We start from the raw sequence: 26,052 nt of genomic DNA on the forward strand, positions 1-26,052 counted from the left end.
AGTTAACCTAATTTATGGTTAAAGCGGGCCGATTCATTAATTAAACCGTATTAATAGACAGGAAGAGTATTTCGATGAGTGATAATCATACTCTGAATATAGAAGAAATTTTAGAACTGCTTCCGCACCGTTATCCATTTCTTTTGGTTGACCGTGTATTAGATTTCGAAGAAGGCAAATCTTTGCGCGCAGTAAAAAATGTCTCATTTAATGAGCCATTTTTCCAAGGCCATTTTCCAGGCAAACCTATTTTTCCTGGCGTGTTAATTTTAGAAGCAATGGCTCAAGCCACAGGTATTCTTGCGTTTAAAAGCGCCGGTAAATTAGAACCTGGTGAACTGTACTATTTTGCTGCGATTGATAATGCACGTTTTAAACGTCCGGTTCTACCTGGAGACCAAATGGTCTTAGAGGTTGAATTCATTAAAGAACGTCGTGGTGTAGCACGTTTTAAAGGTGTTGCAAAAGTTGATGGAGAAGTGGCCTGCGAAGCAGAAATGATGTGCGCCCGTCGTCGTGAGGTCTGATATGATTGACAAAACAGCCTATGTCCATCCCTCATCTATTGTAGAAGATGGGGCTAGTATTGGAGCCAATGTTAGAATTGGCCCTTTTTGTTATATTGGCGCGAATGTTGAAATTGGCGAAGGTACAGAGCTGAAATCCCACGTTGTGGTCAATGGCCATACAAAGATCGGCTGTGATAATGTCATTTTTCAATTCGCATCAATTGGCGAAATAAACCAAGACCTTAAATACCAAGGTGAACCAACACGTGTTGAAATTGGTGATAGAAACCGTATTAGAGAAAGCGTAACTATTCACCGAGGCACTGTCCAAGACGTAGGGCTGACCAAAATCGGTGATGATAACCTGTTAATGGTTAACGTCCATGTTGCTCATGATTGCCTGATTGGCAATCGATGCATCATTGCCAATAATGGGACATTAGGTGGTCATGTTACATTAGGTGATTACGCCATAATTGGTGGGATGACAGCTGTACATCAGTTTTGTAAAATTGGTGCACATGTTATGGTCGGTGGCTGCTCTGGTGTTGCACAAGATGTTCCTCCTTATGTTATTGCGCAAGGGAATCATGCGACCCCATTTGGTTTAAACCTTGAGGGTTTAAAACGTCGCGGTTTTGAAAAAGACTCGTTGCATGCAATTCGTAATGCATACAAAACGTTATATCGTTCAGGGAAATCGTTAGAGGAAGCTCGTGAAGAAATCGCGGAAGCTGCAAAGCTTAATGAGTACGTTAAAGTATTCAGCGATTTCTTGGAAGATTCCGCGCAATCTAAACGTGGTATTATCCGTTAATCCCTACTTTGGGGTTAACGAGCTTAGGCCTTTATTAAGGAGCGAATTTCGGTGAATAGCAACCGTCCACTTACTATTGGCCTTGTTGCCGGAGAAACTTCTGGTGATATTCTTGGCGCTGGCCTTATACGAGCGCTTAAAGAGCAAGTCCCTAATGCACGTTTTGTCGGTGTTGCAGGGCCGCTTATGCAAGCTGAAGGTTGTGAAGCTTGGTATGAAATGGAAGAGCTTGCTGTGATGGGCGTGGTTGAAGTCCTTGGTCGTTTACCTCGCTTATTATCCATTCGTAAAGATTTAACTCAGCGTTTTACTCAGTTGCAACCTGACGTTTTTGTTGGTATTGATGCGCCTGATTTTAATATCACCTTAGAAGGTCGTTTAAAGTCAAAAGGGGTCAAAACGATCCATTACGTAAGCCCGTCGGTTTGGGCATGGCGCCAAAAACGGGTATTTAAAATCGGTCGTTCCACTGATTTAGTATTAGCATTTTTACCATTTGAAAAAGCGTTTTACGATCGTTTCAATGTCCCTTGTCGCTTTATCGGTCATACAATGGCAGATGCAATCCCATTACATCCAGATAAGCACGCAGCTAGAGTTCGTCTAAATATCCCTGAAAGTGTAAAATGTTTAGCATTATTGCCGGGGAGTCGCCATTCAGAAGTGGAAATGCTCAGCGCAGACTTTCTCAATACAGCTAAAATTTTACAGCAGCGGTTTCCTGACTTGCATGTGGTCGTTCCGTTGGTGAATGAAAAACGCCGTCAGCAATTTGATGCTATCAAGCAAAGTACTGCGCCTGAATTACAGGTTCATATTCTTGATGGTCAAGCACGCGATGCAATGATAGCTGCAGATGCAACTTTATTAGCCTCTGGCACTGCTGCGCTTGAATGTATGCTGACAAAATGCCCAATGGTTGTGGGTTATCGTATGAAACCTTTTACTTTTTGGTTAGCAAAACGCTTAGTAAAAACACCCTATGTTTCTTTGCCTAACTTACTGGCCGAAAAAGAGATAGTAAAAGAATTACTACAAGAAGAGTGTCAACCTGAACAATTAGCACAACAGCTTATTCCATTATTAGATGGCGGAGAGCAGGTTGATAGCTTGAAACAAACCTTTTTGCAATTGCATCAACGTATTCGTTGTGATGCAGATAAACAAGCTGCTGAGGCAGTACTAGATTTGGTTAAAAATTAATGGAATTTATCTATCCAAAAGCCAATTTGATTGCTGGTGTGGATGAAGTAGGTCGTGGTCCATTAGTCGGGGCTGTGGTAACTGCTGCCGTGATCCTCGATCCTAACAATCCAATTATTGGTCTCGCTGATTCAAAAAAGCTCACGGAAAGAAAACGTGAAAAACTATTTGATGAAATCCAGGAAAAAGCGTTGTGTTGGTGCATTGGTCGTGCAGAACCTGAAGAAATTGATAAAATAAATATTCTGCATGCAACTATGTTAGCCATGCAACGTGCAGTCGCAGGGTTAGCAATTGTTCCTGAGTTTGTTTTGATCGATGGCAATCGTTGCCCTGAATTACCGATGCCAGCACAGGCGGTTGTCAAAGGGGATAGCCTTGTACAGGAAATTAGTGCCGCCTCTATATTGGCGAAGGTTATTAGAGATCGCGAAATGGTCGAACTAGATAAAACCTTCCCTGAATATGGCTTTGCTAAGCACAAAGGTTATCCTACGGCTTACCATTTAGAAAAATTAGCGCAATATGGCGCAACCGAATTCCATCGCAAAAGCTTTGCTCCAGTGAGACGAGCTTTAGATATAACACAGTAGGTAGAAATTCGATGGCATCTCCTCGTTTTATTCATTTGCGTGTCCATAGTGACTATTCCATGATTGATGGGTTAGCTAAAACGGGTCCATTAGTTAAAAAAGTGGCCGCTATGGGAATGCCCGCATTTGCAATCACAGACTTTACTAACCTTTGTGGGTTAGTTAGGTTCTATGGGGCTGCCCATAGTGCAGGGATTAAGCCAATTATTGGTGCAGATTTTTATGTTGAAAGTGAATTATTAGGCGATGAAATTTCACATTTAACTATTTTAGCGCGTAATAATGAAGGCTATCAGAACCTAACCTTGCTGATTTCTGAAGCCTATCAAAAAGGTTATGGGGCAATAGGCCCAACAATCCACCGTGATTGGTTAGCAAAACATAAAGAAGGCCTGATTTTACTTTCAGGTGGGCGCAAAGGAGATGTCGGTCAATTTCTTTTAAGAGGTAATCAGGCGCTTGTCGATGAATGTCTTGAATTTTATGAAACCCATTTCCCAGACAGTTATTATTTAGAGTTAATAAGAACTGGTCGACCGGATGAAGAAAGCTACTTACACGCAGCCGTTGAGCTAGCCACTAAAAAAGGCTTACCTGTTGTTGCTACCAATGACGTTTGTTTTATTGAAAGTAGTGATTTCGATGCTCACGAGATCCGGGTTGCCATCCATGATGGGTTTACACTTGTCGACCCTAAAAGGCCTAAAAATTATAGCCCTCAGCAATATTTACGTTCTGAAGAAGAGATGTGTGAGCTATTTGCTGACATCCCTGAAGCGTTAGAAAACAGTGTAGAGATTGCTAAGCGTTGTAACGTGACCATCCGTCTTGGTGAATATTTCTTACCACAATTCCCTACTGGGGATATGAAAACGGAAGATTTTCTGGTTTTACGCTCAAAAGAAGGGCTTGAAGAGCGCTTAGAATTTCTCTTTCCAGATGAAAAAGTTAGGGCAGAAAAGAGGCCCGAGTATGATGAGCGTTTAGATATTGAGCTAAACGTTATTAACCAAATGGGGTTTCCCGGTTACTTCTTGATCGTAATGGAATTTATCCAGTGGTCAAAAGATAATGGTGTCCCTGTAGGGCCGGGCAGGGGGTCAGGCGCGGGCTCACTTGTCGCTTATGCTTTAAAAATTACTGATCTTGACCCTTTGGAATTTGACTTACTGTTTGAGCGGTTTCTTAACCCTGAACGTGTTTCGATGCCAGACTTTGACGTCGATTTCTGTATGGAAAAACGTGACCAAGTGATTGAACACGTTGCTCATATGTATGGGCGCGATGCTGTTTCGCAAATCATCACTTTCGGTACGATGGCTGCAAAAGCGGTTATCCGAGATGTAGGGCGCGTGCTTGGTCACCCTTATGGTTTTGTTGACAGAATTTCGAAATTAGTGCCACCTGATCCAGGTATGACATTGGAAAAAGCTTTTGAAGCTGAACCCCAATTGCCAGAAATATACGAAGCTGATGAAGAAGTTAAAGCGCTTATTGATATGGCGCGTAAGCTTGAAGGTGTGACCCGAAACGCAGGGAAACATGCGGGTGGTGTCGTTATTGCCCCCACGAAAATTACTGATTTTGCGCCGCTGTATTGTGATGCAGAAGGAAATAACCCTGTTACTCAATTCGATAAAAACGATGTTGAATACGCAGGGTTAGTGAAGTTTGACTTCCTTGGTTTACGCACACTGACAATCATCAACTGGGCGTTGGAAATGATCAACGCACGTCGAGCCAAGAAAAATTTAGATCCGATTGATATCGCAGCGATCCCATTGCATGATCAAAAAAGCTTCGATATGTTACAACGCTCAGAAACCACGGCGGTATTCCAGTTAGAATCCCGTGGAATGAAAGATTTGATCAAGCGGTTACGTCCAGACTGTTTTGAGGATATGATCGCCTTAGTTGCTCTTTTTCGTCCCGGCCCTTTGCAATCAGGGATGGTAGATAACTTTATTGACCGTAAGCATGGTCGCGAAGAAATTTCTTACCCTGATGTACAGTGGCAACATGAGTCATTAAAACCTGTTCTAGAACCAACTTATGGCATTATTCTGTACCAAGAACAGGTTATGCAGATTGCGCAAGTTTTGGCTGGTTACACACTTGGCGGTGCAGATATGCTGCGTCGAGCTATGGGGAAAAAGAAACCAGAAGAGATGGCCAAGCAACGGTCCATTTTTGAAGAAGGCGCAATCAAAAATGGTGTTGACGGCGAACTATCAATGAAAATCTTTGACTTGGTAGAGAAATTTGCCGGTTATGGGTTTAATAAATCTCACTCAGCTGCATATGCATTAGTTTCATATCAAACTTTATGGTTAAAAGCCCATTATCCAGCCGAATTTATGGCCGCAGTAATGACCGCTGATATGGATAATACAGAAAAAGTGGTTGGTTTAGTTGACGAATGTTGGCGAATGGGATTAAAAGTATTGCCACCGGATATCAATAGTGGGCTTTATCATTTCCATGTCAATGACGAGGGTGAGATAGTTTACGGTATTGGCGCGATTAAAGGGGTTGGTGAAGGCCCGATTGAGGCGATTGTTGAAGCTCGTCAACAAGGTGGCTTCTTTAAAGAAATTTTTGATCTCTGTGCCCGTGTTGATATAAAAAAAATTAACCGACGGGTGATGGAAAAACTGATTATGGCGGGGGCCTTTGACCGATTAGGCCCTCATCGTGCGGCATTAATGTCTTCATTAGAAGATGCATTAAAAGCTGCCGATCAACATGCGAAAGCAGAAGCTATTGGCCAAGCTGATATGTTTGGCGTATTAGCGGATGCGCCAGAACAGGTGGAAAGTTCTTACGCTAGCGTACCGAAATGGCCCGAGCAAGTGGTTTTGGATGGTGAAAGGGAAACGCTTGGTTTATATTTAACAGGGCATCCAATAACACGATACTTGAGCGAAATAGAACGCTATACTAACGGTCTTAGATTAAAAGATGTGAACCCAACCCCTCGTGGTCAAGTGACAACTGTGGTAGGTTTAGTACTTTCAGCTAAAGTGATTACAACCAAGCGTGGTAATAGAATAGGTATTTGTACGCTTGATGATCGTTCCGGTCGTCTGGATATTATGCTATTTTCAGATGCACTCGATAAGTACCAGCACCTGCTGGAAAAAGACAATATCCTGATAGCCACCGGTCAGGTCAGCTTTGATGATTTCAATGGTGGTAATAAAATGACAGTGCGTGAGTTAATGGATATTGGTGAAGCAAGGGAAAAATATGCACGAGGGCTTGCAATTTCACTGTCAGACAAACAAATTAACGATCAATTACTGAATCGGCTTCGTAGTACTCTTGAACCTCACCGTTCAGGAACGATCCCGGTTCATTTGTATTACCAGAAGGATGATGCCAGAGCTAAGCTTAAATTTGGCGTTGTTTGGCGTGTGACACCCGTAGATCCCCTTCTGAACGATCTTCGAACTCTGCTGGGTAGTGAGCAGGTAGAATTAGAATTTGACTAAAATAGGAATATTATGAGTCTGGATTTTCTTGATTTTGAACAGCCAATTGCGGAATTAGAGGCGAAAATTGATTCTCTAACAGCGGTTAGCCGTCAAGATAACAACTTAGAAGTCAACCTAGATGAAGAGGTTGCTCGTTTACGTGAAAAGAGTGTTGAACTGACACGTAAAATTTTCTCTGATCTGGGTGCTTGGCAAATTGCTAAACTTGCTCGTCATCCACGTCGTCCTTATACTTTGGATTATATCCCGCGCATTTTTACCGATTTCCAAGAATTAGCGGGCGACCGTGCCTATGCGGATGATAAAGCTATTGTGGGCGGAATGGCACGTTTAGATGGTCGTCCAGTGATGATTATTGGTCACCAAAAAGGGCGTGAAACAAAAGAAAAAATCCGTCGTAATTTTGGTATGCCAGCTCCTGAAGGTTATCGCAAGGCTTTGCGTTTGATGGAATTGGCTGAACGCTTTAATCTACCGATTATTACATTCATTGATACTCCAGGCGCATACCCTGGTGTTGGTGCTGAAGAGCGCGGTCAATCAGAAGCTATTGCTCGTAACTTACGTGAGATGTCACGCCTCTCCGTTCCGGTTATTTGTACCGTTATTGGTGAAGGTGGTTCAGGTGGGGCACTGGCAATCGGTGTTGGCGATAAAGTCAACATGTTGCAATACAGTACTTATTCTGTTATTTCGCCGGAAGGCTGCGCATCCATTCTGTGGAAAAGCGCTGATAAAGCCCCATTAGCGGCTGAGGCGATGGGGATCACCGCACCTCGTCTGAAAGAATTGAAACTAATTGATAATGTTGTGGCTGAACCTTTAGGTGGTGCTCATCGTAATTATGATGAGATTGCAGAGCATTTAAAAGCTCGCCTCACTGAAGACCTTAACGAATTAGAGTTATTAGACGCGGAAGCGTTGAAAAACCGTCGTTACCAACGTTTAATGGAATACGGTTACTGCTAATTGCGAGTCGTTAATTAGTTAAAAAAACGGGAGTTTGCTTTTGCTTGCTCCCGTTTTTTATTTTCTAATATAACCGATAAGTTAAGGTCTAAATTGCCATTCGGTTATCTGCTAAGAAGAACAATAGATAGGAACTAAAGTGAGACAATATAATTACCTAATGTACGCTTTGGCTTGTGTATTGATATGGAGCTTTATTCCTATTGTTTCCCGTTTAGGGCAAGCAGGAATGGATAGTTTTCAGTTTCTATTTTGGTCTAATTTGATATCAGCAATATCTGTCGTGATTGTTGCTTTAGGTTCTGGCTATAAAGTGAGTAAGCTGTTTATTTTACCTAGAAACACGATAAAAAAAGTGTTTATTCTTGGTTTTTTGGATTGTTTGTTCTACTTACTATTGTATTACGGTTATTCCATCGAAAATGGAATTGCAGTCTTAGTTATTCAGTACAGTTGGCCATTAATTATTATTTTGCTGTCAGTGGTATTATTAAAGGATAAGTTAGCGGGTAGGCAAATAGTTGGCATTATTATTGGGTTTATTGCCGTGATAATTACCTTTACCAAGGGGCAAATTACTCAGCTGCATGTAGAAAACCCAACGGCGCTATTATTAGTCTTTAGTGGTGCTTTTTGTTTTGCGCTAATGTCCGTTTTTTCTCGGCAATATTCGATCGACCCTTATATCAGTACAGTATGGCTATTTATCTTCTCCACACTGACCTCGCTTGTGCTACTGCTACTGTTTAGCGAAGTACAGTTACCCTCAAAAGCTGCTTTTTGGCCAACACTGATTAATGGTATTTTAATCAACGGCGTTTCGTATATTCTATGGTTTAAAGCAATGAATACGGGCCATTCGGCAAAAATCGCCTCTGTCGTGTTTTTGTCCCCTGTACTATCGGTGCTGTGGTTGGTATTAATTTTAAGTGATCCGTTTGAAATCGCCTATATCATAGGGGTGTTGCTTGTGATCATTTCAGGTGTTTTATGTGTTGGTATAAAAGGGAAAGTCAGAAATCGTGAATAAGGGTAGGCTAATAGTGCAGCAATCAAATATCATCATTGAGCGTATTTTAAATAAAATACAGGGTTTTGAGCAGCTATTGGTGGGCTTTAGTGGCGGCATTGACTCAACGGTGTTATTGCATGCCCTTTTTCAAATTCGGCAAACTCACCTTCCTACATTGAGTATCCGCGCAATACATATTCATCATGGGCTAAACCATAAAGCGGATGCGTGGGAACAACATTGTGCTCAGTTATGCTCACAGTGGGATATCCCTTTTATTTGCCGACATGTGACGGTTGACCCCAGCCAAAAAGGGGTTGAAGCAGCCGCACGCGATGCGCGGTATCAAGCTTACCGTGAAGAGTTAATGGCAAATGAAATCCTAGTGACGGCACAGCATCTTGATGACCAAGCAGAAACATTTATGTTGGCGCTTAAGAGAGGCAGTGGCCCCGCAGGGTTATCATCTATGCCTGAATCGTTACCATTTCTTGCTTTGAGTGGGGCTACGTGGCTATTGCGCCCGTTACTTTCAACGCCACGTGTTGAGTTAGAAACTTACATGCAGGAAAACCAACTTGCGTGGGTTGAGGACGATAGTAACCAAGATGATCGCTATGATAGGAATTTTCTTCGTCTACATATCATGCCTGCATTAACAGAACGTTGGCCGCACTTTCCGCATGCTGTTGCTCGCAGCGCAGCTTTATGTGCTGAACAAGAAACGTTACTTGATGAATTATTGAAGGAAACGCTAGAAGGCATGATGGATTATCGAGGTGGGCTATTTATTGATGACCTACAAGATTGTTCATTATCAAAGCGTAATGCATTAATCCGCCGTTGGATAGGTTTGCATCAACTCCCGATGCCACCTTTTAACCAATTAGAACGAATTTGGCAAGAAGTTGCTTTAGCTCGACAAGATGCCGACCCAATTTGCCGATTAGGCCAATTTGAAGTTCGTCGGTACCAAGGGGCATTATGGGTTATTAAGCGTATTAATAGTTTAGCGAACAAGCAGTTTCAATGGCATTATCCAAAACCATTTGAATTGCCAGAATCTCTTGGTGTACTTCATGTTATGGCTGGGCAAGGGCAAATACGCCCTCCGTTGCCTCATGAAACAGCAACTATTCGCTTTGGGTTGCAAGGCACATTGAATATCGTGGGTCGCCATCGTTCAAGAAGTAGCAAAAAGCTATGGCAAGAACTGGGGGTTGCTCCGTGGATGCGTGAGCGAGTGCCTCTAGTTTATTATAATGACCAGCTTATCACGGCTGTAGGTTGTTTTATTACGCCTGAAGGGCTGGCTGATGAGACACAATTAGGGATAGCGATTGATTGGCAGCAAGGCTGTGTATTTAAGGCGCTGTTATAAAGAGAAACCCCTTATGACTGTGATTATCATAAGGGGGGATAGAAGGACTCAATAATGTGAGTATTAGTGAGAGTGGTCGACAACAATTGTGCCGATTTCTGGATGACTGAAGGAGTTTATGCAATCCAGTCGTAGTTCCTTGGTTCCTTCATGCGTTTCAACAATCAGGTACTCGACTTTTTTTCGCAGGAGCAAATCACTGGCCTGCCCTTCAATATTCTCGCCGTCATTAAGTTTTATCTGTAACTTTAATTGACGTTGGCATGCAATTTCTAGATATTCGTAATCATCACAATTGATAGGTTGATATTCAGTATCTGTAGACATATTCCCTCACCACTGTGTTAGTGGCGGTTATTGCCGCCTTGAACATGTTGTATCAAGCAAAAAAGCGCTTGCTACGATAATAGCACAGTAAATTTAATAACTATAATCGTAGCTAGAGGAAAAAGACAATTCTTATTCATTAAATTAATTCATAACGTATTTTATCAGTAATGTCCGAATTTTCTTATCCCTGCCGTTTTTTTAAGTTTTGAAATGTTATGATTGAGAAATCGGTTAACGAATAAAAATGTATGATTTTAAGGGTATTATAATGAAAAAATCACTAATGTTAGTATTAATGGCTGTTGGGGCTGTCACGTTAGCTGGCTGTCAGACAGTTGCAAAAAATACAGAATCATCACCAGTAGATAATGTTTACACAGGTGTACTACCTTGTGCAGACTGTTCTGGTATTGAAGCAACCTTATTAGTTAACCAAGATGGCAGCTATGTTGAGCAATTGATCTATTTAGGAACAAAGGATGGCGATAGTGCTTTCCATGATTCAGGTAAATGGGCTATTGAAGATAACAAATTACGCACAACTAACCCAAAAGGTGAGAATACTTATTTCTCTCAAGCTGCGGATGGGAAGTCGGTTACTTTACTTGATTTAGAAGGTAATCCGATTGAATCGCAAATGAATTATACGTTAGAGAAAGTTAAGCCAAGCAAAAAAATAGGTCAGTACCGTTATATGGCGGACGCTGCTGTGTTCACTGAATGTGAAAGTGGGCGCCAATATTCAGCATCAGGTATTGAATTAGAAAAAGCATATAGTGAAACAGGTGTTGATGGTGGAACACCGGTGTATGTTGAGTTAGAAGGTTATTATACTGTTCGTCCATCAATGGAAGAAGGTCAATTTGATCCTGCATTAGTTCCTACAGGTAACATCAATTTCGATAAATCTGCTTCTTGTAACTAATCTTAGTACATCCATTTCTATTAAAGGCTCAATAGTTATATTGAGCCTTTTTCTTTTATTAACTATCTAAAATATCAGCCAAAATCCCTTCGATTTATCAATATATTCACCAGCCTTTGCTTTTTTGGTATCAATATAACTTTTTTATTAACGCAAAATATTTGTATAAATGTGAGGGGGGTCATAACGATTAGTCAATGAGAGACAATTCTTGATGACATTGAAATATCGAAAACTAGGGGAAGTACGTATACTTCATTCAACTAGAAAGAATTTTTATTTTTAGTTTGTAGTGTTAGTAAATGCTGTAAGTCTGCAAAAAAACTTATAAATTACAGCGGTAATTAAAAGATAGAACGAATCTAAGGATAAGGAATGAAGAAAAAAAATATCTATTTATTTTGTTCTGCGGGGATGTCTACCTCACTGCTAGTTAACAAAATGAGGCAACAGGCAGAGAAATATGATGTACCAGTCAACATTGAAGCTTTCCCTGAAAGCTTAGCAGCAGAAAAAGGTGTCGATGCTGATTTGGTATTACTTGGGCCGCAAATTGCTTGGATGCAATCTGATATTCAAAAATTATTGCCGAACAAACCCGTTGAGGTGATTGACTCACTTTTGTACGGCAAGGTTGATGGATTAGGAGTGTTAAAAGCGGCCGTGGCAATCATTAAAAACCAAACAGCAGGTTAATATTAGAGCGCTACTAACTACCTCTATTACATAATAACTCCATCGATATTGGTGCTAATACGATCTTTAGCTAATTAAGAATGGAGCATACTCAAAAAATTGAGGGTATTTTTATGAGTCTTGTTATCACTTCGCTTGAAAAGGTACTCCTTCCATTCGCGGTTCGATTGGGAAAGCAGCCTCATGTTAATGCAATAAAGAATGGTTTTATTAGAATAATGCCTCTAACACTCGTTGGGGCTATGTTTGTACTAATTAATAATGTTTTTCTTAGTTTTGATACAGGGTCGTTTTTTTATTCTTTAGGTGTTCGATTAGAACCTTCAACAATCGAAACATTAAACGGTTTTAAAGTGATAGGGGGAAATGTTTATAATGGGACACTAGGTATTATGTCTCTAATGGCCCCTTTCTTTATTGCCATGGCATTAGCAGAAGAACGCAAAGTTGACCCGCTAGCTGCAGGGTTACTTGCTATAGCTTCTTTTATGACAGTAACACCTTATGATGTAAATGGTGCCTATGCCGTTGGGGCGAATTGGTTGGGTGGAGCAAATATCATTTCAGGGATTATTTTAGGGTTAGTCGTCGCTGAAATGTTCACTTTTATTGTCCGCCGTAATTGGGTTATCAAATTACCAGATAGCGTTCCGCCATCAGTTTCACGTTCGTTTTCTGCACTTATTCCTGGTTTTATTATCTTATCTATTATGGGAATAGTGTCATGGGCGCTAACGGGGATTAGCACTAATTTTCATCAAATTATCATGGATAGTGTTTCAACGCCTTTAGCATCGATGGGAAATGTGGTTGGATGGGCTTATGTGGTCTTTACGTCGCTGCTGTGGTTTTTTGGTATCCATGGTTCATTAGCATTAACGGCGTTAGATAGCGGTATTATGACGCCTTGGGCATTAGAAAACGTTTCTTTATATGCAGAGTATGGCTCAGTTGACGCAGCAATTGCAGCTGGTAAATCCTTCCATATGTGGGCGAAGCCTATGCTTGACTCCTATGTGTTTTTAGGTGGAACAGGGGCGACATTAGGTCTGATTATTGCAATTTTTATTGCTTCACGTCGTGCTGATCATCGCCAAGTTGCTAAGTTAGCTTTACCTGCAGGTATCTTCCAAATTAATGAGCCTATTATTTTTGGTTTACCGATCATTATGAATCCTGTGATGTTTATCCCCTTTATTTTGATTCAGCCATTATTGGCAGGAATAATGGTGGCAGCATATTCTTTAGGGATCATCCCACCGGTAACAAATATTGCTCCGTGGACGATGCCAACAGGTTTGGCTGCTTTCTTTAACACTAATGGAAGTATTGCTGCCTTATTACTTGCCTTATTCAACCTTGGTGTTGCTGTTCTTGTTTATCTACCGTTTGTGGTCATTTCGAATAAAGCCCAAAACACGATAGATGAAGAAGAAAGTGAAGAAGATATTGCGAATGCACTGAAGTTTTAAAATATGGAGGAGCTTGCTCCTCCCATTTAAGTCGAGATAAAAATATGTTTGAACTTGATGATATCCAAGAAGACGCAAGCAATGAACTAGAAGAAGTTGTCATGGGGTTAATTATTAATGCGGGGCAAGCTCGAAGTTTAGCCTACACTGCGCTGAAAAAAGCCAAAGCGGGTGATTTCGTGACAGCGAAAAATTTAATGGAGCAGTCTCATTCTTCATTAAATGAAGCTCATAAAGTACAAACTCAATTGATTGAAAGTGATATGGGAGAAGGGAGAATCAAAGTGAGTTTAGTTCTTGTTCATGCTCAAGATCACTTAATGAATGCTATGTTAGCCCGTGAATTAATTACAGAATTAATTGAGTTACATGAAAAAATAAATCATTAGAGAGAGGCTCATGATGCAGACACTGATGAATAGAACCGACACTAATGCTGAGATTAAATTGGTTCAAGAAAGTGAACTTTTTAATAATAAAACCTTTCATGTCTTTATTTATAATAAAGTTGAGAGTGCAAGTGGACTGCATCAACACGATTATTATGAATATATGATTGTTCTAACTGGTCGTTGTTATCAAATTATAAATGGAAAAAAAGTTTTATTAGAGCGTGGGGATTTTGTATTTCTACCAATTGGCTCCTACCATGAAAGTGCTTATGACTTTGGTCCTACACGGATATTAAATGTCGGAATTAGCAAAGCATTTTTCGATAAGCATTATTTGCCATTATTACCAAATTGCTTTGTTGCATCACAAAGCTACCAATTAAAAAATGAATTTATGGCTTATATCGAATCGGTAATCGCATCATTGAACTTCCGCGATAGTGAATTTAATGAATTTATTGAATTAGTTACATTTAACGTAGTTAATCGGTTACGCCATTTTCGTGAGAAAAGTATGCGGGATGATGCCCCCCAATGGTTAAAAAGTACATTGGAAGAAATGCATGATATCGCGATGTTTAGTGAAAGTGCGTTGCAAAATATGATAACAATTACTGGCAAATCACAAGAGTATTTAACTCGCGCAACAAAACGATATTATGGCAAAACGCCGATGCAAATTATTAATGATATAAGAATTAATTTTGCTAAAAAACAGCTTGAAATAACTAATTATTCAATTACCGATATTGCATTTGAATCAGGGTATAGTAGCCCCAGTTTATTTGTGAAAAAATTTAAAGAGTTAACATCATTAACACCAAGTGATTATAGAAAAAATCTATTTAGTGTTGAGCAAAAAATGGTGGGTTAATTTTTTATTTAAGTTAATTTTTCTTTTAAGAAAACTCAAGCATAACCATCTTTTGATAAAGATGGTGTGCTTTTCTATATTCATTTTATAAGGTTCAATGAGGTTAATATGACTCAGAAATTAAAAGTTGTCACTATTGGCGGTGGTAGTAGCTATACACCTGAATTGTTAGAAGGTTTTATTAAGCGGTATCACGAATTACCTATTACGGAATTATGGTTAGTTGATGTTGAAGAAGGGAAAGAAAAGTTAGATATTATTTTTAACTTATGTGAGCGTATGGTTAAACATGCAGGAGTCCCTTTAAAATTATATAAAACATTAGATCGAAGAGAAGCATTAATAGATGCTGATTTTGTTACGACTCAATTAAGGGTTGGTCAATTAAAAGCGCGTGAGCTGGATGAGTCAATTCCGTTAAAACATGGTTATTTAGGGCAAGAAACTAACGGTGCTGGTGGGTTATTTAAAGGGTTACGTACCATTCCTGTTATTTTCGATATTATTAAAGATGTTGAAGAGATTTGCCCAAATGCATGGGTGATTAATTTTACCAACCCAGCAGGTATGGTGACAGAAGCAGTATATCGTCATACTGATTTTAAACGCTTCATTGGTGTCTGTAATATTCCAATAGGTATGAAAATGTTTATTACAGATGTTTTGCAACTATCTGAAAAAGATGAGTTATCAATAGATCTATTTGGTTTAAACCATATGGTTTTTATCAAAGATGTTATTGTAAATGGTGTATCACGCTTTGATGAACTATTAGAAGGAATTGCCGCAGGGACATTAAGCGCAAATTCAGTAAAAAACATTACTGACCTAGCCTTTGAAGAAGGGTTAATTAGAGGCTTAAATCTAATCCCTTGCTCGTATTTATTATACTATTTTAAACCTAAAGAAATGTTAGCAATAGAGCTTGGCGAATATTATAAAGGTGGGGCTCGAGCACAAATTGTGCAAAAAGTTGAGCATCAACTTTTCGAGCTTTATAAAAACCCATCCCTCGATGTTAAACCTAAGGAATTAGAGCTGCGGGGGGGAGCATATTATTCGGATGCTGCCTGTGAAGTGATAAATGCAATCTACAATGATAAAAAGACAGAGCACTATGTAAATATCCCACACCATGGCCATATTGATAATATTCCAAGCGATTGGACTGTAGAAATGACCTGTATACTTGGACGTGATGGTGCTATGCCTCATCCAAGAATTACGCATTTCGATGATAAGGTACTAGGGTTAATTTATACATTGAAAAATTTTGAAATAGCAACAAGTAGAGCTGCAACCAATGGTGATTTTAATGATGTCTTATTGGCTATGAATCTAAATCCATTAATTCACTCTGATAAAGATGCTCGTTTAATTTCAAAAGAATTGTTAATTGCTCATAAAAAATACCTGCCTAACTTTGATGAAGTGATAAAAAAATTAGAGCAGGAAAGTAAATAGGGCGATTATATACAGGGTTAAGGGAAATACTATGTCTTCATTACTTATTGTTAATGCTGATGATTTTGGATTATGTCGCGCTGTAAACTATGGGATCATTGAATCCCATCGAAATGGAGTTGTTCATTCAACTACGGCTATGATGAATATGCCTGCGATATCGGATGCCGCAAAATTAAGTCATGATTACCCTAATTTAGCGGTAGGTATGCATTTTGTTTTAACCGCGGGCAAACCTTTTTCATCGATGCCATCTTTGTGTCGTGATGGTTTGCTTGGTAAATGGTTGTGGGATATAGACACAAATGAATTGCCATTAAATGAAATTGAAGAAGAGCTAAATCAGCAATACCAGAAATTTATTGAGGTTTTCGGTCGAAAGCCAAGTCACATAGATAGCCATCACCATGTGCATATGATAGAAGGGGTCTTTCCTATCATTGTTAACTTTGCACAGGAAAAAGGTATTGCATTGCGAGTTGATCGTCAATTAGAAAAAAATTGGCCGCCTTTGTCATATCAAGTTGCTAGCACTGATTCTTTTAGTAGTGAGTTTTATGGTGATAAAATTAGTGAGTCATTATTTTTGCAGATTTTAGACGAAGCGAAACTACATGGAAATCGCTCCATTGAGATAATGAGTCATCCTGCATTTATTGATAATGCTTTATTAAAAAGCAATTATGCCTATCCACGGTTGAATGAATTAGAAGTGCTGACCTCAGAGAATTTAAAGATGCGGATCTTAGAGCGTGGCTTTAAAATTGGTTCATATCGAGATATTTAAAAAAAGCCCCCAATAGTTGGAGAACCAATGGCTGGGGGCTTTTTATTGTTTTGGTTATTTAACTAAACAAGCTGCTAACTTTTCTTTTAAGAAGCTAACCACATTGTCTAGACCAACCAAGTCTTTGTCATCACTGCGACGAGATTTGTATTCAACTTGGTTATTATCTAAATTACGATCACCAATAACAATGGTGTATGGCACACCAATTAATTCCATATCGGCAAACATCACACCAGGGCGCTCTTTACGGTCATCAAAAATAACATCAATACCGTTGGCTTTTAAATCAGCATACAGTTTTTCTGCAACTTCTTTAACGCGGTAAGATTTATGCATATTCATTGGCAAAATTGCAACTTGGAATGGTGCAATCGCATCCGGCCAAATGATCCCACGCTCATCGTGGCTTTGTTCAATAGCTGCTGCAACGATACGAGTTACACCAATACCATAACAACCCATTGTCACGATTTGATTATGGCCTTCTTCATTTTGGACAGAAGCTTTCATCGCTTCAGAGTATTTAGTCCCTAATTGGAAAATATGACCGACCTCGATACCACGTTTAATTTGTAGTACCCCTTTACCATCTGGGCTTGGGTCACCATTAACGACATTACGCAGATCAAAAGTGTCAGGGGTCGGTAGATCACGTTCCCAGTTAATACCGAAATAGTGTTTACCATCAATATTCGCACCCGCGCCAAAGTCGCTCATTATTGCAACACTACGGTCGATAACGATAGGTAATGGCATATTAACAGGGCCTAAAGAACCCGGACCTGCATTTACCGCATTTCTAATTTCTTCTTCAGAAGCGAACTCAAGTGGGCTCGCAACTAAGGGGTGTTTTTCCGCTTTAATTTCATTAAGCTCATGATCACCACGGATTAACAACGCGACCAATGTATGACCAGAATCTTTTTTGGCGTGAACAATTAATGTTTTAACTGTCTTTTCAATAGGTAAATGGAATTGTTCGACCAGCTCAGCAATAGTTTTTGCATTTGGAGTATCGACTAAACGCATTTCTTCTGTTGCTGCTCCACGTGGTGCCGTAGGTGCAACTGCTTCAGCAAATTCAATGTTTGCAGCAAAATCAGATTCCGTTGAGAAAACAACGTCGTCTTCACCACTTTTCGCAAGTACTTGGAATTCGTGAGAAGCGCTACCACCAATTGAGCCGGTATCCGCTTGGACTGCACGGAAGTCAAAGCCAATGCGAGTGAAAATTTTGCTATACGCTTCGTACATCGCATCGTAAGTTTCTTGTAACGATTCTTGATTGATGTGGAACGAATATGCATCTTTCATGATAAATTCACGTGAACGCATGACACCAAAGCGTGGGCGAACTTCGTCACGGAATTTAGTTTGAATTTGGAATAAATTCAAAGGCAGTTGTTTATAAGAGGTGATTTCATTACGTATTAAATCAGTAATGACTTCTTCATGAGTTGGGCCTAGAACGAAAGGCCGTTCACCACGGTCAACAAAACGTAGCAATTCAGGACCATACTGTTCCCAACGCCCACTTTCTTGCCATAAATCTGCCGGTTGAACTACGGGTAAAGATACCTCGATAGCACCTGCATTTTCCATTTCTTCACGAACAATGGTTTCTACTTTTCGTAGTACACGCACGCCAGTGGGTAACCAGTCATACAGACCAGAAGCAAGTTTACGGATCATTCCTGCACGCAGCATCAGCTGATGGCTGATAACTTCTGCATCCGCAGGGGTCTCTTTTAGAGTTGAGAGCAGATATTTGCTAGTACGCATTGTATAGGTTCCATTAGAACAACAAATTATGATAAGTCGTTTGCTTACCAAGGTATATAGAGAGCTAGTCTACCAGTGACTGACATTTGCCAAAAGGGGTTAACGCGTTTTTTCATACGGTTCAATAGCGAATACTTCAGTCACACCACGAATTACTCGCCAGCGAATATTAAAATCTAATAAATGGACAGCGTAGTCACGAATTTCAGTAGATTGTTTTTTATAAGCAGGACGAGGGTCTTGCATTAGTACTTGTTCAATAAATTGCTTCAATTTAGGGTATTGTCTTTGATAGAGATTTAATTCCTGTTGGGCTTGTACAGTAAATATAACCTGCATATCGTCTGTAGGCGCCTCTTGTGCGTATCCTGCAATGGCTTCTGGTAACGCTTCAGCGAAGGGCAAATAAGGCTTAATATCAATCACTGGCGTACCATCAAGTAAATCAAGGCTACCTAGGTCAAGGATAACTTGATTATCTTTTTCCGTTATCCCTTTTAATTCAACAAGTGACATACCGATAGGGTTTGGTCTAAAAGTTGAACGCGTCGCAAAAACCCCCATTTTCTGGTTGCCACCAAGGCGCGGCGGACGAACTAAAGGCTTCCAACCGCCTTCCATCGTTTGATGAAAAATAAATAAAACCCAAATATGGCTAAATTGCTTGAGCCCTCGAACAGTGTTTGGGTCATTATAAGGCGGGTGTAAATGTAGGCGTCCTACACCGCCTAGAACGAGTCCAGGCTGGCGCGGGATGGCAAACTTTTCTTTATAAGGTGATTCAATATGGCCAATAACATTAAATTGAAAAGATTGCATTGATTTATTATTCAACAATTTGTAATGCACTGCCTTCACAAATGGTTGCCTGATAACAGCCCGGTGAGGTCATTGTTTGGCATTGATGTAAAAGCACTGCATCGGCGGCAATATAAGCAGCTTGGGTTAACATGCTGTTTTTTGCTGTGTTTAGATTTGCCGGAGGGCTTTGAACACTTTCACGGCAAGATTCCCCAGAAACAACACCTAAGTCTTTGAAAGGCATGCCTAACAGCTCTTCAGGGCTATTCATTAATTTGACATTTGCGGTGTCTGGTTCTGTGACACGAGGTACAGGTTTAGACAATTTCATACTAGTGAAACCTTTGTTTTGCCCTGGACTTGTGTATTGGTTAATTCCACACCCGGCTAGCGTAAAAGCCACCAAGGTGAGCAATAACAGTCTCATAAGTTATACCTTTCTTATATGGTTACTAAAATTAAGTTGCTATGTTTTGTAGTCTATAAATTGCAAAAAATACTAGATGGCATTACGCCACCTAGTATTTTAATCGTTTTTTTAATAATAAAAAAGATTACCAGCCTTTAACTGCACCACCATCAAAGACTTCATTAGCTTTGTTAGATACTTCATCCGATTGATATGCTTGGATAAATTTCTTCACATTTTCGTTATCTTTATTATCTTCACGGGCAACAATAACATTCACATATGGAGAATCTTTGTCTTCAACGAATAAACCATCTTTTGCTGGTGTTAATTTTGGTGTTGCGCTACTTGCCCAAGTGGTATTGATAATGGCTAGAGCAATTTTTTGGTCATCCAAAGCTCGTGGTAATTGAGGTGCTTCTAATTCAACAAATTTCAGGTTTTTTGGGTTCTCAACCACATCCAGAACAGTAGGCATTAAACCTGTGCCCTCTTTTAATTTGATCAAACCTTGCTGTTGTAACAATAGTAGAGAGCGGCCTAAGTTAGTCGGGTCATTAGGTAGCGCAATTTGTGAACCATCGGCTAATTCATCAACTGATTTAATTTTTTTAGAATAAGCTGCAATTGGGTAAATAAAAGTATTGCCCACAGGAACTAATTTATAGTTACGATCTTTAATTTGTTGATCAAGGTACGGTTTGTGTTGAAATGCGTTAGCATCAATATCGCCTTTGCTTAATGCTTCATTAGGTAAAACGAAGTCATTAAATGAAACTAATTCAACATTTAAGCCATACTTTTCTTTAGCAACTTTTTGTGCAACCTCAGCAACTTCTAATTCTTTGCCCATGATCACACCAACTTTAATGCTGTTGGCATCTTTTTCTTTCTCACCACAACCTGTGAGAACTAGAGTGCCTAATAGCGCGCCGACAACTGCGATAGATTTTAATTTAATAGACATTGATATACCCCTTTAAAACGGACTTTATAAGCACCCTAACGGCGCAGCTATTTTACTTACTATCGATGTGATACTTTTTTCATTAAGTATTCACCAGTGTATTGAATGATGAAAACTAAAATGATTAACAAAACAAGTACGGTATTCATCACTAATGGATTGTAGGTGTAATACCCATATTGCATTGCAATTTGCCCTAAACCACCAGAACCCACAGCACCGCCCATTGCTGAGTAGCCGACTAACATAATTAATGTGATAGTTGCTGCGTTGATAATCCCCGGTAATGATTCAGGTAACAATATTTTACGAATAATCTGTAGCGGTGTTGCCCCCATAGCCCTTGAAGCTTCAATCAAACCACTTGGTACTTCTAATAATGTATTTTCAACCATACGAGCAATAAAGGGAATTGCGCCAACTGTCAATGGAACAATAGCGCCTTCAATACCAATGGCCGAACCAACCAAGAATTTAGTGAATGGGCTAATCCATACTAATAGAATGATAAACGGGATTGAACGAAATACGTTCACTACCGCTGAAATTACACTATAAAGAGCTGTATTTTCCATCACTTGCCCACGGCGAGTGACATAAAGTAAAACACCTGTCGGTACACCTAATAAAAAACCGAGGATCGCTGATACGAAAGTCATAATGATAGTATCAATCGTTCCTGTTATAAGTAGTGAAATCATTCCCTCAGACATAACCCAAAACCTCTACTTTGACATGGTGTTCTTTTAAAAATGTAATTGTGGACTCTACTCCACCATTGATGCCATGTAGTTCAGCTAACATTACACCAAACTTAACGCCGCCTGCGTAGTCGATTTGGGAGCTCAATATATTAATATCTATATCGAACTTGCGTACAGCCATGGAAATTAAAGGAGCATCAACAGATTGCCCTGTAAATTCTAATTTCACTAATGGCGATAAATCACTGCCTGATTCAGCTTTTAAACGAGCTTTATAGTCATCTGGAATATCAATCACTAATGTTGACTGAATAAATGCTTGGGCAACCGGTGTTTTCGGATGAGAAAACACTTCACTGACTTTATCTTTCTCGATTAACTGACCACCGCTGATGACTGCAACTTGGTCACAGATGCGTTTTACCACATCCATTTCATGGGTAATTAATAAGATAGTTAATCCTAAACGACGATTAATATCCTTTAATAACTCAAGGATAGAGCGTGTTGTCGCAGGGTCTAATGCACTGGTCGCTTCATCACACAATAGAACTTTGGGTGAGTTTGCTAAGGCTCGCGCAATAGCAACGCGTTGTTTTTGCCCTCCAGAAAGATTAGCAGGATAACTATCTTTCTTGTCGGTTAAACCAACCAGTTCGAGTAATTCATTAACGCGCTCATTAATTTTTTCCTTAGGCGTATTATCAAGCTCTAAAGGAAGCGCCACATTATCAAAAACAGTACGTGAAGATAATAAGTTAAAATGTTGGAAAATCATGCCGATGCCACGGCGTGCTCTCGTCAACGTTTTTTCTGTCATTGCTGTTAAATCTTGCCCATCAACGACGACTTGGCCTGAAGTAGGGCGTTCGAGCATGTTTACGCAACGTATAAGTGTACTTTTACCTGCACCTGATGCGCCTATTACGCCATATATCTGACCAGCAGGAACATGCAAGCTAATGTCAGTCAGCGCTTGAATGTTACGGTTTCCTTGCTGGAAAACCTTATTAATATTTGAGAGCTTTATCATTTATATTTTCTAACTTTTATCTGAATTGTTTTTTTAGATAGTGTATCTAATATTGTTGGATGTTAAGGCGTCTAGACGTCTAAGTCAATAAAGATTGTTCTATTTATTCTATTCTCATTTCTTTTCTTTTCATGAGATACTAAAAAGATATTAAATTTGAGGAGCAAATCGGTGAGTAACGGGACCCCCGCAGTCTTTTTAGACAGAGATGGAACAATCAATATCGATCATGGCTATGTTCATAAAATCGATGACTTTGAATTTATCGAAGGCTCGATTGAAGCGATGTTAGAATTAAAAAAAATGGGTTATGCATTAGTCATTGTAACTAATCAATCTGGCATAGGTCGTGGTATTTATACCGAGAACCAGTTTATGCAGCTAACAGAGTGGATGGATTGGTCGTTAGCCGACCGCGGTGTTGACTTAGATGGTATCTATTTTTGCCCTCATCATATCGATGCGAAAATTGAAGAGTATCGCCAAGACTGCAACTGCCGCAAACCAAAGCCAGGGATGTTACTAGATGCGCAATCATTCTTAAATATAGATATGGCTGCTTCTATTATGGTTGGCGACAAACTCGCGGATATACTAGCGGGAAAAGCGGCTAAAGTTGGTACCACTGTGTTAGTGAAAAGTGGTGAGCAGGTCACTGATGAGGCTATGGAGAATGCAGATATTGTCATTAATAGTATTGCTGAGTTACCAGAAGCCCTAAAAAGAATCAAAAAATAGTCGTTTTGAGTGTTAAGTAAGCAGTCAGAAAAAAAATGCAAAAAAAGGGTTGCCAGATTTTTCTGACTCCCTATAATGCGCCACCACTGACCGGGAACAAGACAACGCAAAGCGCGATGAACACTGAAACGGTAGCGAGAGATTCTGAAAAGAAAAAGCAAAAAATTGCTTGACTCTCACAGAGGAAAACGTATTATACGGCTCCTCGCGACAACGACCTCGAAGTCGAAAATCAAACAGATTTAGTCGCAACGCTCTTTAACAATTTATCAGACAATCTGTGTGGGCACTCACAGGACACTATCAAAAAAATATTTGATTTTAAGTCTTGAAGAGTGACTAACACGTTAATTCATATATATGAAATAAGGTAGTAACGCTTATTTTGGAAGGATAACGCGAAGGCAAGCAGAGATAACCCGAGACAGTACTTAGGTACGGCGAGGGGAAGCGATGTGAAGCCGACAACGTTAGCCGAACAAAAGAACGTTACGGTCAGTAAGACATTCTTTGAGCATCAAGCTACTTTTAATTGAAGAGTTTGATCATGGCTCAGATTGAACGCTGGCGGCAGGCCTAACACATGCAAGTCGAGCGGTAACAGGGGAAGCTTGCTTCTCGCTGACGAGCGGCGGACGGGTGAGTAATGTATGGGGATCTGCCCGATAGAGGGGGATAACCACTGGAAACGGTGGCTAATACCGCATAATCTCTTAGGAGCAAAGCAGGGGAACTTCGGTCCTTGCGCTATCGGATGAACCCATATGGGATTAGCTAGTAGGTGGGGTAATGGCTCACCTAGGCGACGATCCCTAGCTGGTCTGAGAGGATGATCAGCCACACTGGGACTGAGACACGGCCCAGACTCCTACGGGAGGCAGCAGTGGGGAATATTGCACAATGGGCGCAAGCCTGATGCAGCCATGCCGCGTGTATGAAGAAGGCCCTAGGGTTGTAAAGTACTTTCAGTCGGGAGGAAGGCGTTGATGCTAATATCATCAACGATTGACGTTACCGACAGAAGAAGCACCGGCTAACTCCGTGCCAGCAGCCGCGGTAATACGGAGGGTGCAAGCGTTAATCGGAATTACTGGGCGTAAAGCGCACGCAGGCGGTTGATTAAGTTAGATGTGAAATCCCCGGGCTTAACCTGGGAATGGCATCTAAGACTGGTCAGCTAGAGTCTTGTAGAGGGGGGTAGAATTCCATGTGTAGCGGTGAAATGCGTAGAGATGTGGAGGAATACCGGTGGCGAAGGCGGCCCCCTGGACAAAGACTGACGCTCAGGTGCGAAAGCGTGGGGAGCAAACAGGATTAGATACCCTGGTAGTCCACGCTGTAAACGATGTCGATTTGAAGGTTGTTCCCTTGAGGAGTGGCTTTCGGAGCTAACGCGTTAAATCGACCGCCTGGGGAGTACGGCCGCAAGGTTAAAACTCAAATGAATTGACGGGGGCCCGCACAAGCGGTGGAGCATGTGGTTTAATTCGATGCAACGCGAAGAACCTTACCTACTCTTGACATCCAGAGAACTTAGCAGAGATGCTTTGGTGCCTTCGGGAACTCTGAGACAGGTGCTGCATGGCTGTCGTCAGCTCGTGTTGTGAAATGTTGGGTTAAGTCCCGCAACGAGCGCAACCCTTATCCTTTGTTGCCAGCGATTCGGTCGGGAACTCAAAGGAGACTGCCGGTGATAAACCGGAGGAAGGTGGGGATGACGTCAAGTCATCATGGCCCTTACGAGTAGGGCTACACACGTGCTACAATGGCGTATACAAAGAGAAGCGACCTCGCGAGAGCAAGCGGAACTCATAAAGTACGTCGTAGTCCGGATTGGAGTCTGCAACTCGACTCCATGAAGTCGGAATCGCTAGTAATCGTAGATCAGAATGCTACGGTGAATACGTTCCCGGGCCTTGTACACACCGCCCGTCACACCATGGGAGTGGGTTGCAAAAGAAGTAGGTAGCTTAACCTTCGGGAGGGCGCTTACCACTTTGTGATTCATGACTGGGGTGAAGTCGTAACAAGGTAACCGTAGGGGAACCTGCGGTTGGATCACCTCCTTACCATTGAAGTGTTTTTGTGAAGTGCTCACACAGATTGTCTGATGAAATAGAGTAGCAGTATCAATAGGCTTGTAGCTCAGGTGGTTAGAGCGCACCCCTGATAAGGGTGAGGTCGGTGGTTCAAGTCCACTCAGGCCTACCAAATTTTGTTTATTCGTTGTTGCAGATTAGCTCGTTTACCCAAAAGTAAACTTCGCCAATCCGCGCCTAGACTAAACAAAATTGGTAACTTTAAGCATACTAAAAGCGAGAAGTATAAATTTTATTATTTATCATTGATACTGAAATTACCTTTATGGGGCTATAGCTCAGCTGGGAGAGCGCCTGCCTTGCACGCAGGAGGTCAGCGGTTCGATCCCGCTTAGCTCCACCATAAATTTTTCTGATTATTCAGAATAGATTAGTCAAATAGTCTATTGCGAATAATTATGCTCTTTAACAATCTGGAACAAGCTGAAAATTGAAAACAACGCACATTGTTTATCGCTTAAACAATGTGAGAGTCTCTCAAAAATCTCAACTTGAAGTGTTTTTCAAACACACAAACGAGTGGCATGAGCGAGCAGTGTGAAATTCAAGGCGGCTAGCGCGCAGCAAGCGCAGCGTACAATAGTACGTGAGCATT

Annotated in this window: 23 protein-coding genes, 2 tRNA genes and 1 rRNA gene; 19 read left to right on the forward strand and 7 right to left on the reverse strand. The window is 40.6% G+C overall.

Annotated elements, in window-relative coordinates:
- Window positions 1-74 precede the first annotated feature (74 nt).
- The 8 genes from fabZ (at window position 75) to tilS (ending at window position 9,981) form a co-directional block, all read left to right on the forward strand.
- Window positions 75-527, forward strand: a complete 453-nt coding sequence (gene fabZ / locus M1F14_RS08095) for a 3-hydroxyacyl-ACP dehydratase FabZ (RefSeq protein ID WP_042848977.1) — start codon at window positions 75-77, stop codon at window positions 525-527.
- A gap of 1 nt (window position 528) precedes the next feature.
- On the forward strand, window positions 529-1,326 hold the full coding sequence (gene lpxA, locus M1F14_RS08100) for an acyl-ACP--UDP-N-acetylglucosamine O-acyltransferase (protein ID WP_042848976.1): 798 nt from the start codon (window positions 529-531) through the stop codon (window positions 1,324-1,326).
- Window positions 1,327-1,371: 45 nt separating this feature from the next.
- On the forward strand, window positions 1,372-2,529 hold the full coding sequence (gene lpxB / locus M1F14_RS08105; RefSeq protein WP_071548570.1) for a lipid-A-disaccharide synthase: 1,158 nt from the start codon (window positions 1,372-1,374) through the stop codon (window positions 2,527-2,529).
- Window positions 2,529-3,122, forward strand: a complete 594-nt coding sequence (gene rnhB, locus M1F14_RS08110) for a ribonuclease HII (RefSeq protein WP_042848974.1) — start codon at window positions 2,529-2,531, stop codon at window positions 3,120-3,122. Before lpxB ends, rnhB begins: the two co-directional genes overlap by 1 nt.
- Before the next feature lie 11 nt (window positions 3,123-3,133).
- Window positions 3,134-6,616: a DNA polymerase III subunit alpha gene (gene dnaE / locus M1F14_RS08115; RefSeq protein ID WP_042848973.1), complete on the forward strand. Its 3,483-nt coding sequence runs from the start codon at window positions 3,134-3,136 to the stop codon at window positions 6,614-6,616.
- A gap of 12 nt (window positions 6,617-6,628) precedes the next feature.
- Complete coding sequence (gene accA, locus M1F14_RS08120; protein ID WP_042848972.1) at window positions 6,629-7,588, forward strand: acetyl-CoA carboxylase carboxyl transferase subunit alpha; 960 nt, start codon at window positions 6,629-6,631, stop codon at window positions 7,586-7,588.
- A gap of 139 nt (window positions 7,589-7,727) precedes the next feature.
- Window positions 7,728-8,618, forward strand: coding sequence for a DMT family transporter (locus M1F14_RS08125; protein WP_042848971.1), 891 nt, complete (start codon window positions 7,728-7,730; stop codon window positions 8,616-8,618).
- 13 nt (window positions 8,619-8,631) lie between these two features.
- On the forward strand, window positions 8,632-9,981 hold the full coding sequence (tilS, locus tag M1F14_RS08130; RefSeq protein WP_405127780.1) for a tRNA lysidine(34) synthetase TilS: 1,350 nt from the start codon (window positions 8,632-8,634) through the stop codon (window positions 9,979-9,981).
- Between the two features lie 63 nt (window positions 9,982-10,044).
- On the opposite strand, the gene rof is transcribed toward tilS, so the two are convergent.
- Window positions 10,045-10,308, reverse strand: coding sequence for a Rho-binding antiterminator (rof, locus tag M1F14_RS08135; protein WP_042848970.1), 264 nt, complete (start codon window positions 10,306-10,308; stop codon window positions 10,045-10,047).
- Window positions 10,309-10,579: 271 nt separating this feature from the next.
- Between rof and nlpE the strand changes: the two genes are divergently transcribed.
- The 7 genes from nlpE to chbG all read left to right on the forward strand — a co-directional run bounded on the left by nlpE (window position 10,580) and on the right by chbG (window position 16,921).
- Entirely contained in the window at window positions 10,580-11,236 is a 657-nt protein-coding gene (gene nlpE / locus M1F14_RS08140) for an envelope stress response activation lipoprotein NlpE (RefSeq protein WP_181468722.1), read from the forward strand.
- A gap of 375 nt (window positions 11,237-11,611) precedes the next feature.
- Window positions 11,612-11,932, forward strand: a complete 321-nt coding sequence (locus M1F14_RS08145; RefSeq protein ID WP_042848968.1) for a PTS sugar transporter subunit IIB — start codon at window positions 11,612-11,614, stop codon at window positions 11,930-11,932.
- Between the two features lie 113 nt (window positions 11,933-12,045).
- The gene (gene chbC, locus M1F14_RS08150) at window positions 12,046-13,404 is read left to right on the forward strand and encodes a PTS N,N'-diacetylchitobiose transporter subunit IIC (protein ID WP_042849009.1); all 1,359 of its coding nucleotides are present in this window, start codon (window positions 12,046-12,048) and stop codon (window positions 13,402-13,404) included.
- A 44-nt stretch (window positions 13,405-13,448) separates the two neighbouring features.
- Entirely contained in the window at window positions 13,449-13,793 is a 345-nt protein-coding gene (gene chbA, locus M1F14_RS08155) for a PTS N,N'-diacetylchitobiose transporter subunit IIA (RefSeq protein ID WP_048606324.1), read from the forward strand.
- 10 nt (window positions 13,794-13,803) lie between these two features.
- Window positions 13,804-14,670, forward strand: a complete 867-nt coding sequence (gene chbR, locus M1F14_RS08160; protein ID WP_080750946.1) for a transcriptional regulator ChbR — start codon at window positions 13,804-13,806, stop codon at window positions 14,668-14,670.
- 108 nt (window positions 14,671-14,778) lie between these two features.
- Window positions 14,779-16,134, forward strand: coding sequence for a 6-phospho-beta-glucosidase (locus M1F14_RS08165; RefSeq protein ID WP_042848966.1), 1,356 nt, complete (start codon window positions 14,779-14,781; stop codon window positions 16,132-16,134).
- 31 nt (window positions 16,135-16,165) lie between these two features.
- Window positions 16,166-16,921 carry a chitin disaccharide deacetylase gene (chbG, locus tag M1F14_RS08170; RefSeq protein WP_048606326.1) on the forward strand — a complete coding sequence of 252 codons (756 nt, stop codon included), beginning with the start codon at window positions 16,166-16,168 and terminating at the stop codon, window positions 16,919-16,921.
- A 54-nt stretch (window positions 16,922-16,975) separates the two neighbouring features.
- Here chbG and proS read toward each other — a convergent pair whose 3' ends face one another.
- The 6 genes from proS to metN form a co-directional block, all read right to left on the reverse strand.
- A complete protein-coding gene (gene proS, locus M1F14_RS08175) occupies window positions 16,976-18,706 on the reverse strand; it encodes a proline--tRNA ligase (RefSeq protein ID WP_181468721.1) in 1,731 nt (576 codons plus the stop codon).
- Window positions 18,707-18,805: 99 nt separating this feature from the next.
- Window positions 18,806-19,525, reverse strand: a complete 720-nt coding sequence (tsaA, locus tag M1F14_RS08180; RefSeq protein ID WP_042848962.1) for a tRNA (N6-threonylcarbamoyladenosine(37)-N6)-methyltransferase TrmO — start codon at window positions 19,523-19,525, stop codon at window positions 18,806-18,808.
- Window positions 19,526-19,532: 7 nt separating this feature from the next.
- Window positions 19,533-19,934, reverse strand: a complete 402-nt coding sequence (rcsF, locus tag M1F14_RS08185) for an Rcs stress response system protein RcsF (protein ID WP_042848961.1) — start codon at window positions 19,932-19,934, stop codon at window positions 19,533-19,535.
- 127 nt (window positions 19,935-20,061) lie between these two features.
- On the reverse strand, window positions 20,062-20,883 hold the full coding sequence (locus tag M1F14_RS08190; RefSeq protein ID WP_042848960.1) for a MetQ/NlpA family lipoprotein: 822 nt from the start codon (window positions 20,881-20,883) through the stop codon (window positions 20,062-20,064).
- Between the two features lie 59 nt (window positions 20,884-20,942).
- Window positions 20,943-21,596 carry a methionine ABC transporter permease MetI gene (gene metI / locus M1F14_RS08195; protein WP_042848959.1) on the reverse strand — a complete coding sequence of 218 codons (654 nt, stop codon included), beginning with the start codon at window positions 21,594-21,596 and terminating at the stop codon, window positions 20,943-20,945.
- Window positions 21,589-22,620, reverse strand: coding sequence for a methionine ABC transporter ATP-binding protein MetN (gene metN / locus M1F14_RS08200; protein ID WP_042848958.1), 1,032 nt, complete (start codon window positions 22,618-22,620; stop codon window positions 21,589-21,591). Before metN ends, metI begins: the two co-directional genes overlap by 8 nt.
- A gap of 171 nt (window positions 22,621-22,791) precedes the next feature.
- On the opposite strand from metN, the gene gmhB reads away from it, so the two are divergent.
- The 4 genes from gmhB to M1F14_RS08220 all read left to right on the forward strand — a co-directional run bounded on the left by gmhB (window position 22,792) and on the right by M1F14_RS08220 (window position 25,800).
- Complete coding sequence (gmhB, locus tag M1F14_RS08205) at window positions 22,792-23,358, forward strand: D-glycero-beta-D-manno-heptose 1,7-bisphosphate 7-phosphatase (protein ID WP_071548564.1); 567 nt, start codon at window positions 22,792-22,794, stop codon at window positions 23,356-23,358.
- 529 nt (window positions 23,359-23,887) lie between these two features.
- A 16S ribosomal RNA gene (locus tag M1F14_RS08210) occupies window positions 23,888-25,427 on the forward strand.
- A gap of 65 nt (window positions 25,428-25,492) precedes the next feature.
- A tRNA-Ile gene (locus M1F14_RS08215) sits at window positions 25,493-25,569 on the forward strand.
- Between the two features lie 155 nt (window positions 25,570-25,724).
- Window positions 25,725-25,800 (forward strand) — tRNA-Ala (locus tag M1F14_RS08220).
- Window positions 25,801-26,052: the final 252 nt, after the last annotated feature.

Source organism: Providencia sp. PROV003 (assembly GCF_045040775.1).
In the GTDB taxonomy this organism is placed as follows: Bacteria; Pseudomonadota; Gammaproteobacteria; order Enterobacterales; family Enterobacteriaceae; genus Providencia; species Providencia huashanensis.

What these genes read in the sequence shown, in the direction of transcription:
- fabZ (WP_042848977.1), top strand. Translation starts at nt 75, where the DNA reads ATGAGTGATAATCATACTCTGAATATAGAAGAAATTTTAGAACTGCTT.
- lpxA (WP_042848976.1), top strand. Translation starts at nt 529, where the DNA reads ATGATTGACAAAACAGCCTATGTCCATCCCTCATCTATTGTAGAAGAT.
- rnhB (WP_042848974.1), top strand. Translation starts at nt 2,529, where the DNA reads ATGGAATTTATCTATCCAAAAGCCAATTTGATTGCTGGTGTGGATGAA.
- dnaE (WP_042848973.1), top strand. Translation starts at nt 3,134, where the DNA reads ATGGCATCTCCTCGTTTTATTCATTTGCGTGTCCATAGTGACTATTCC.
- accA (WP_042848972.1), top strand. Translation starts at nt 6,629, where the DNA reads ATGAGTCTGGATTTTCTTGATTTTGAACAGCCAATTGCGGAATTAGAG.
- rof (WP_042848970.1), bottom strand. Translation starts at nt 10,308, where the DNA reads ATGTCTACAGATACTGAATATCAACCTATCAATTGTGATGATTACGAA.
- nlpE (WP_181468722.1), top strand. Translation starts at nt 10,580, where the DNA reads ATGAAAAAATCACTAATGTTAGTATTAATGGCTGTTGGGGCTGTCACG.
- M1F14_RS08145 (WP_042848968.1), top strand. Translation starts at nt 11,612, where the DNA reads ATGAAGAAAAAAAATATCTATTTATTTTGTTCTGCGGGGATGTCTACC.
- chbC (WP_042849009.1), top strand. Translation starts at nt 12,046, where the DNA reads ATGAGTCTTGTTATCACTTCGCTTGAAAAGGTACTCCTTCCATTCGCG.
- chbA (WP_048606324.1), top strand. Translation starts at nt 13,449, where the DNA reads ATGTTTGAACTTGATGATATCCAAGAAGACGCAAGCAATGAACTAGAA.
- chbR (WP_080750946.1), top strand. Translation starts at nt 13,804, where the DNA reads ATGATGCAGACACTGATGAATAGAACCGACACTAATGCTGAGATTAAA.
- M1F14_RS08165 (WP_042848966.1), top strand. Translation starts at nt 14,779, where the DNA reads ATGACTCAGAAATTAAAAGTTGTCACTATTGGCGGTGGTAGTAGCTAT.
- chbG (WP_048606326.1), top strand. Translation starts at nt 16,166, where the DNA reads ATGTCTTCATTACTTATTGTTAATGCTGATGATTTTGGATTATGTCGC.
- proS (WP_181468721.1), bottom strand. Translation starts at nt 18,706, where the DNA reads ATGCGTACTAGCAAATATCTGCTCTCAACTCTAAAAGAGACCCCTGCG.
- tsaA (WP_042848962.1), bottom strand. Translation starts at nt 19,525, where the DNA reads ATGCAATCTTTTCAATTTAATGTTATTGGCCATATTGAATCACCTTAT.
- rcsF (WP_042848961.1), bottom strand. Translation starts at nt 19,934, where the DNA reads ATGAGACTGTTATTGCTCACCTTGGTGGCTTTTACGCTAGCCGGGTGT.
- M1F14_RS08190 (WP_042848960.1), bottom strand. Translation starts at nt 20,883, where the DNA reads ATGTCTATTAAATTAAAATCTATCGCAGTTGTCGGCGCGCTATTAGGC.
- metI (WP_042848959.1), bottom strand. Translation starts at nt 21,596, where the DNA reads ATGTCTGAGGGAATGATTTCACTACTTATAACAGGAACGATTGATACT.
- metN (WP_042848958.1), bottom strand. Translation starts at nt 22,620, where the DNA reads ATGATAAAGCTCTCAAATATTAATAAGGTTTTCCAGCAAGGAAACCGT.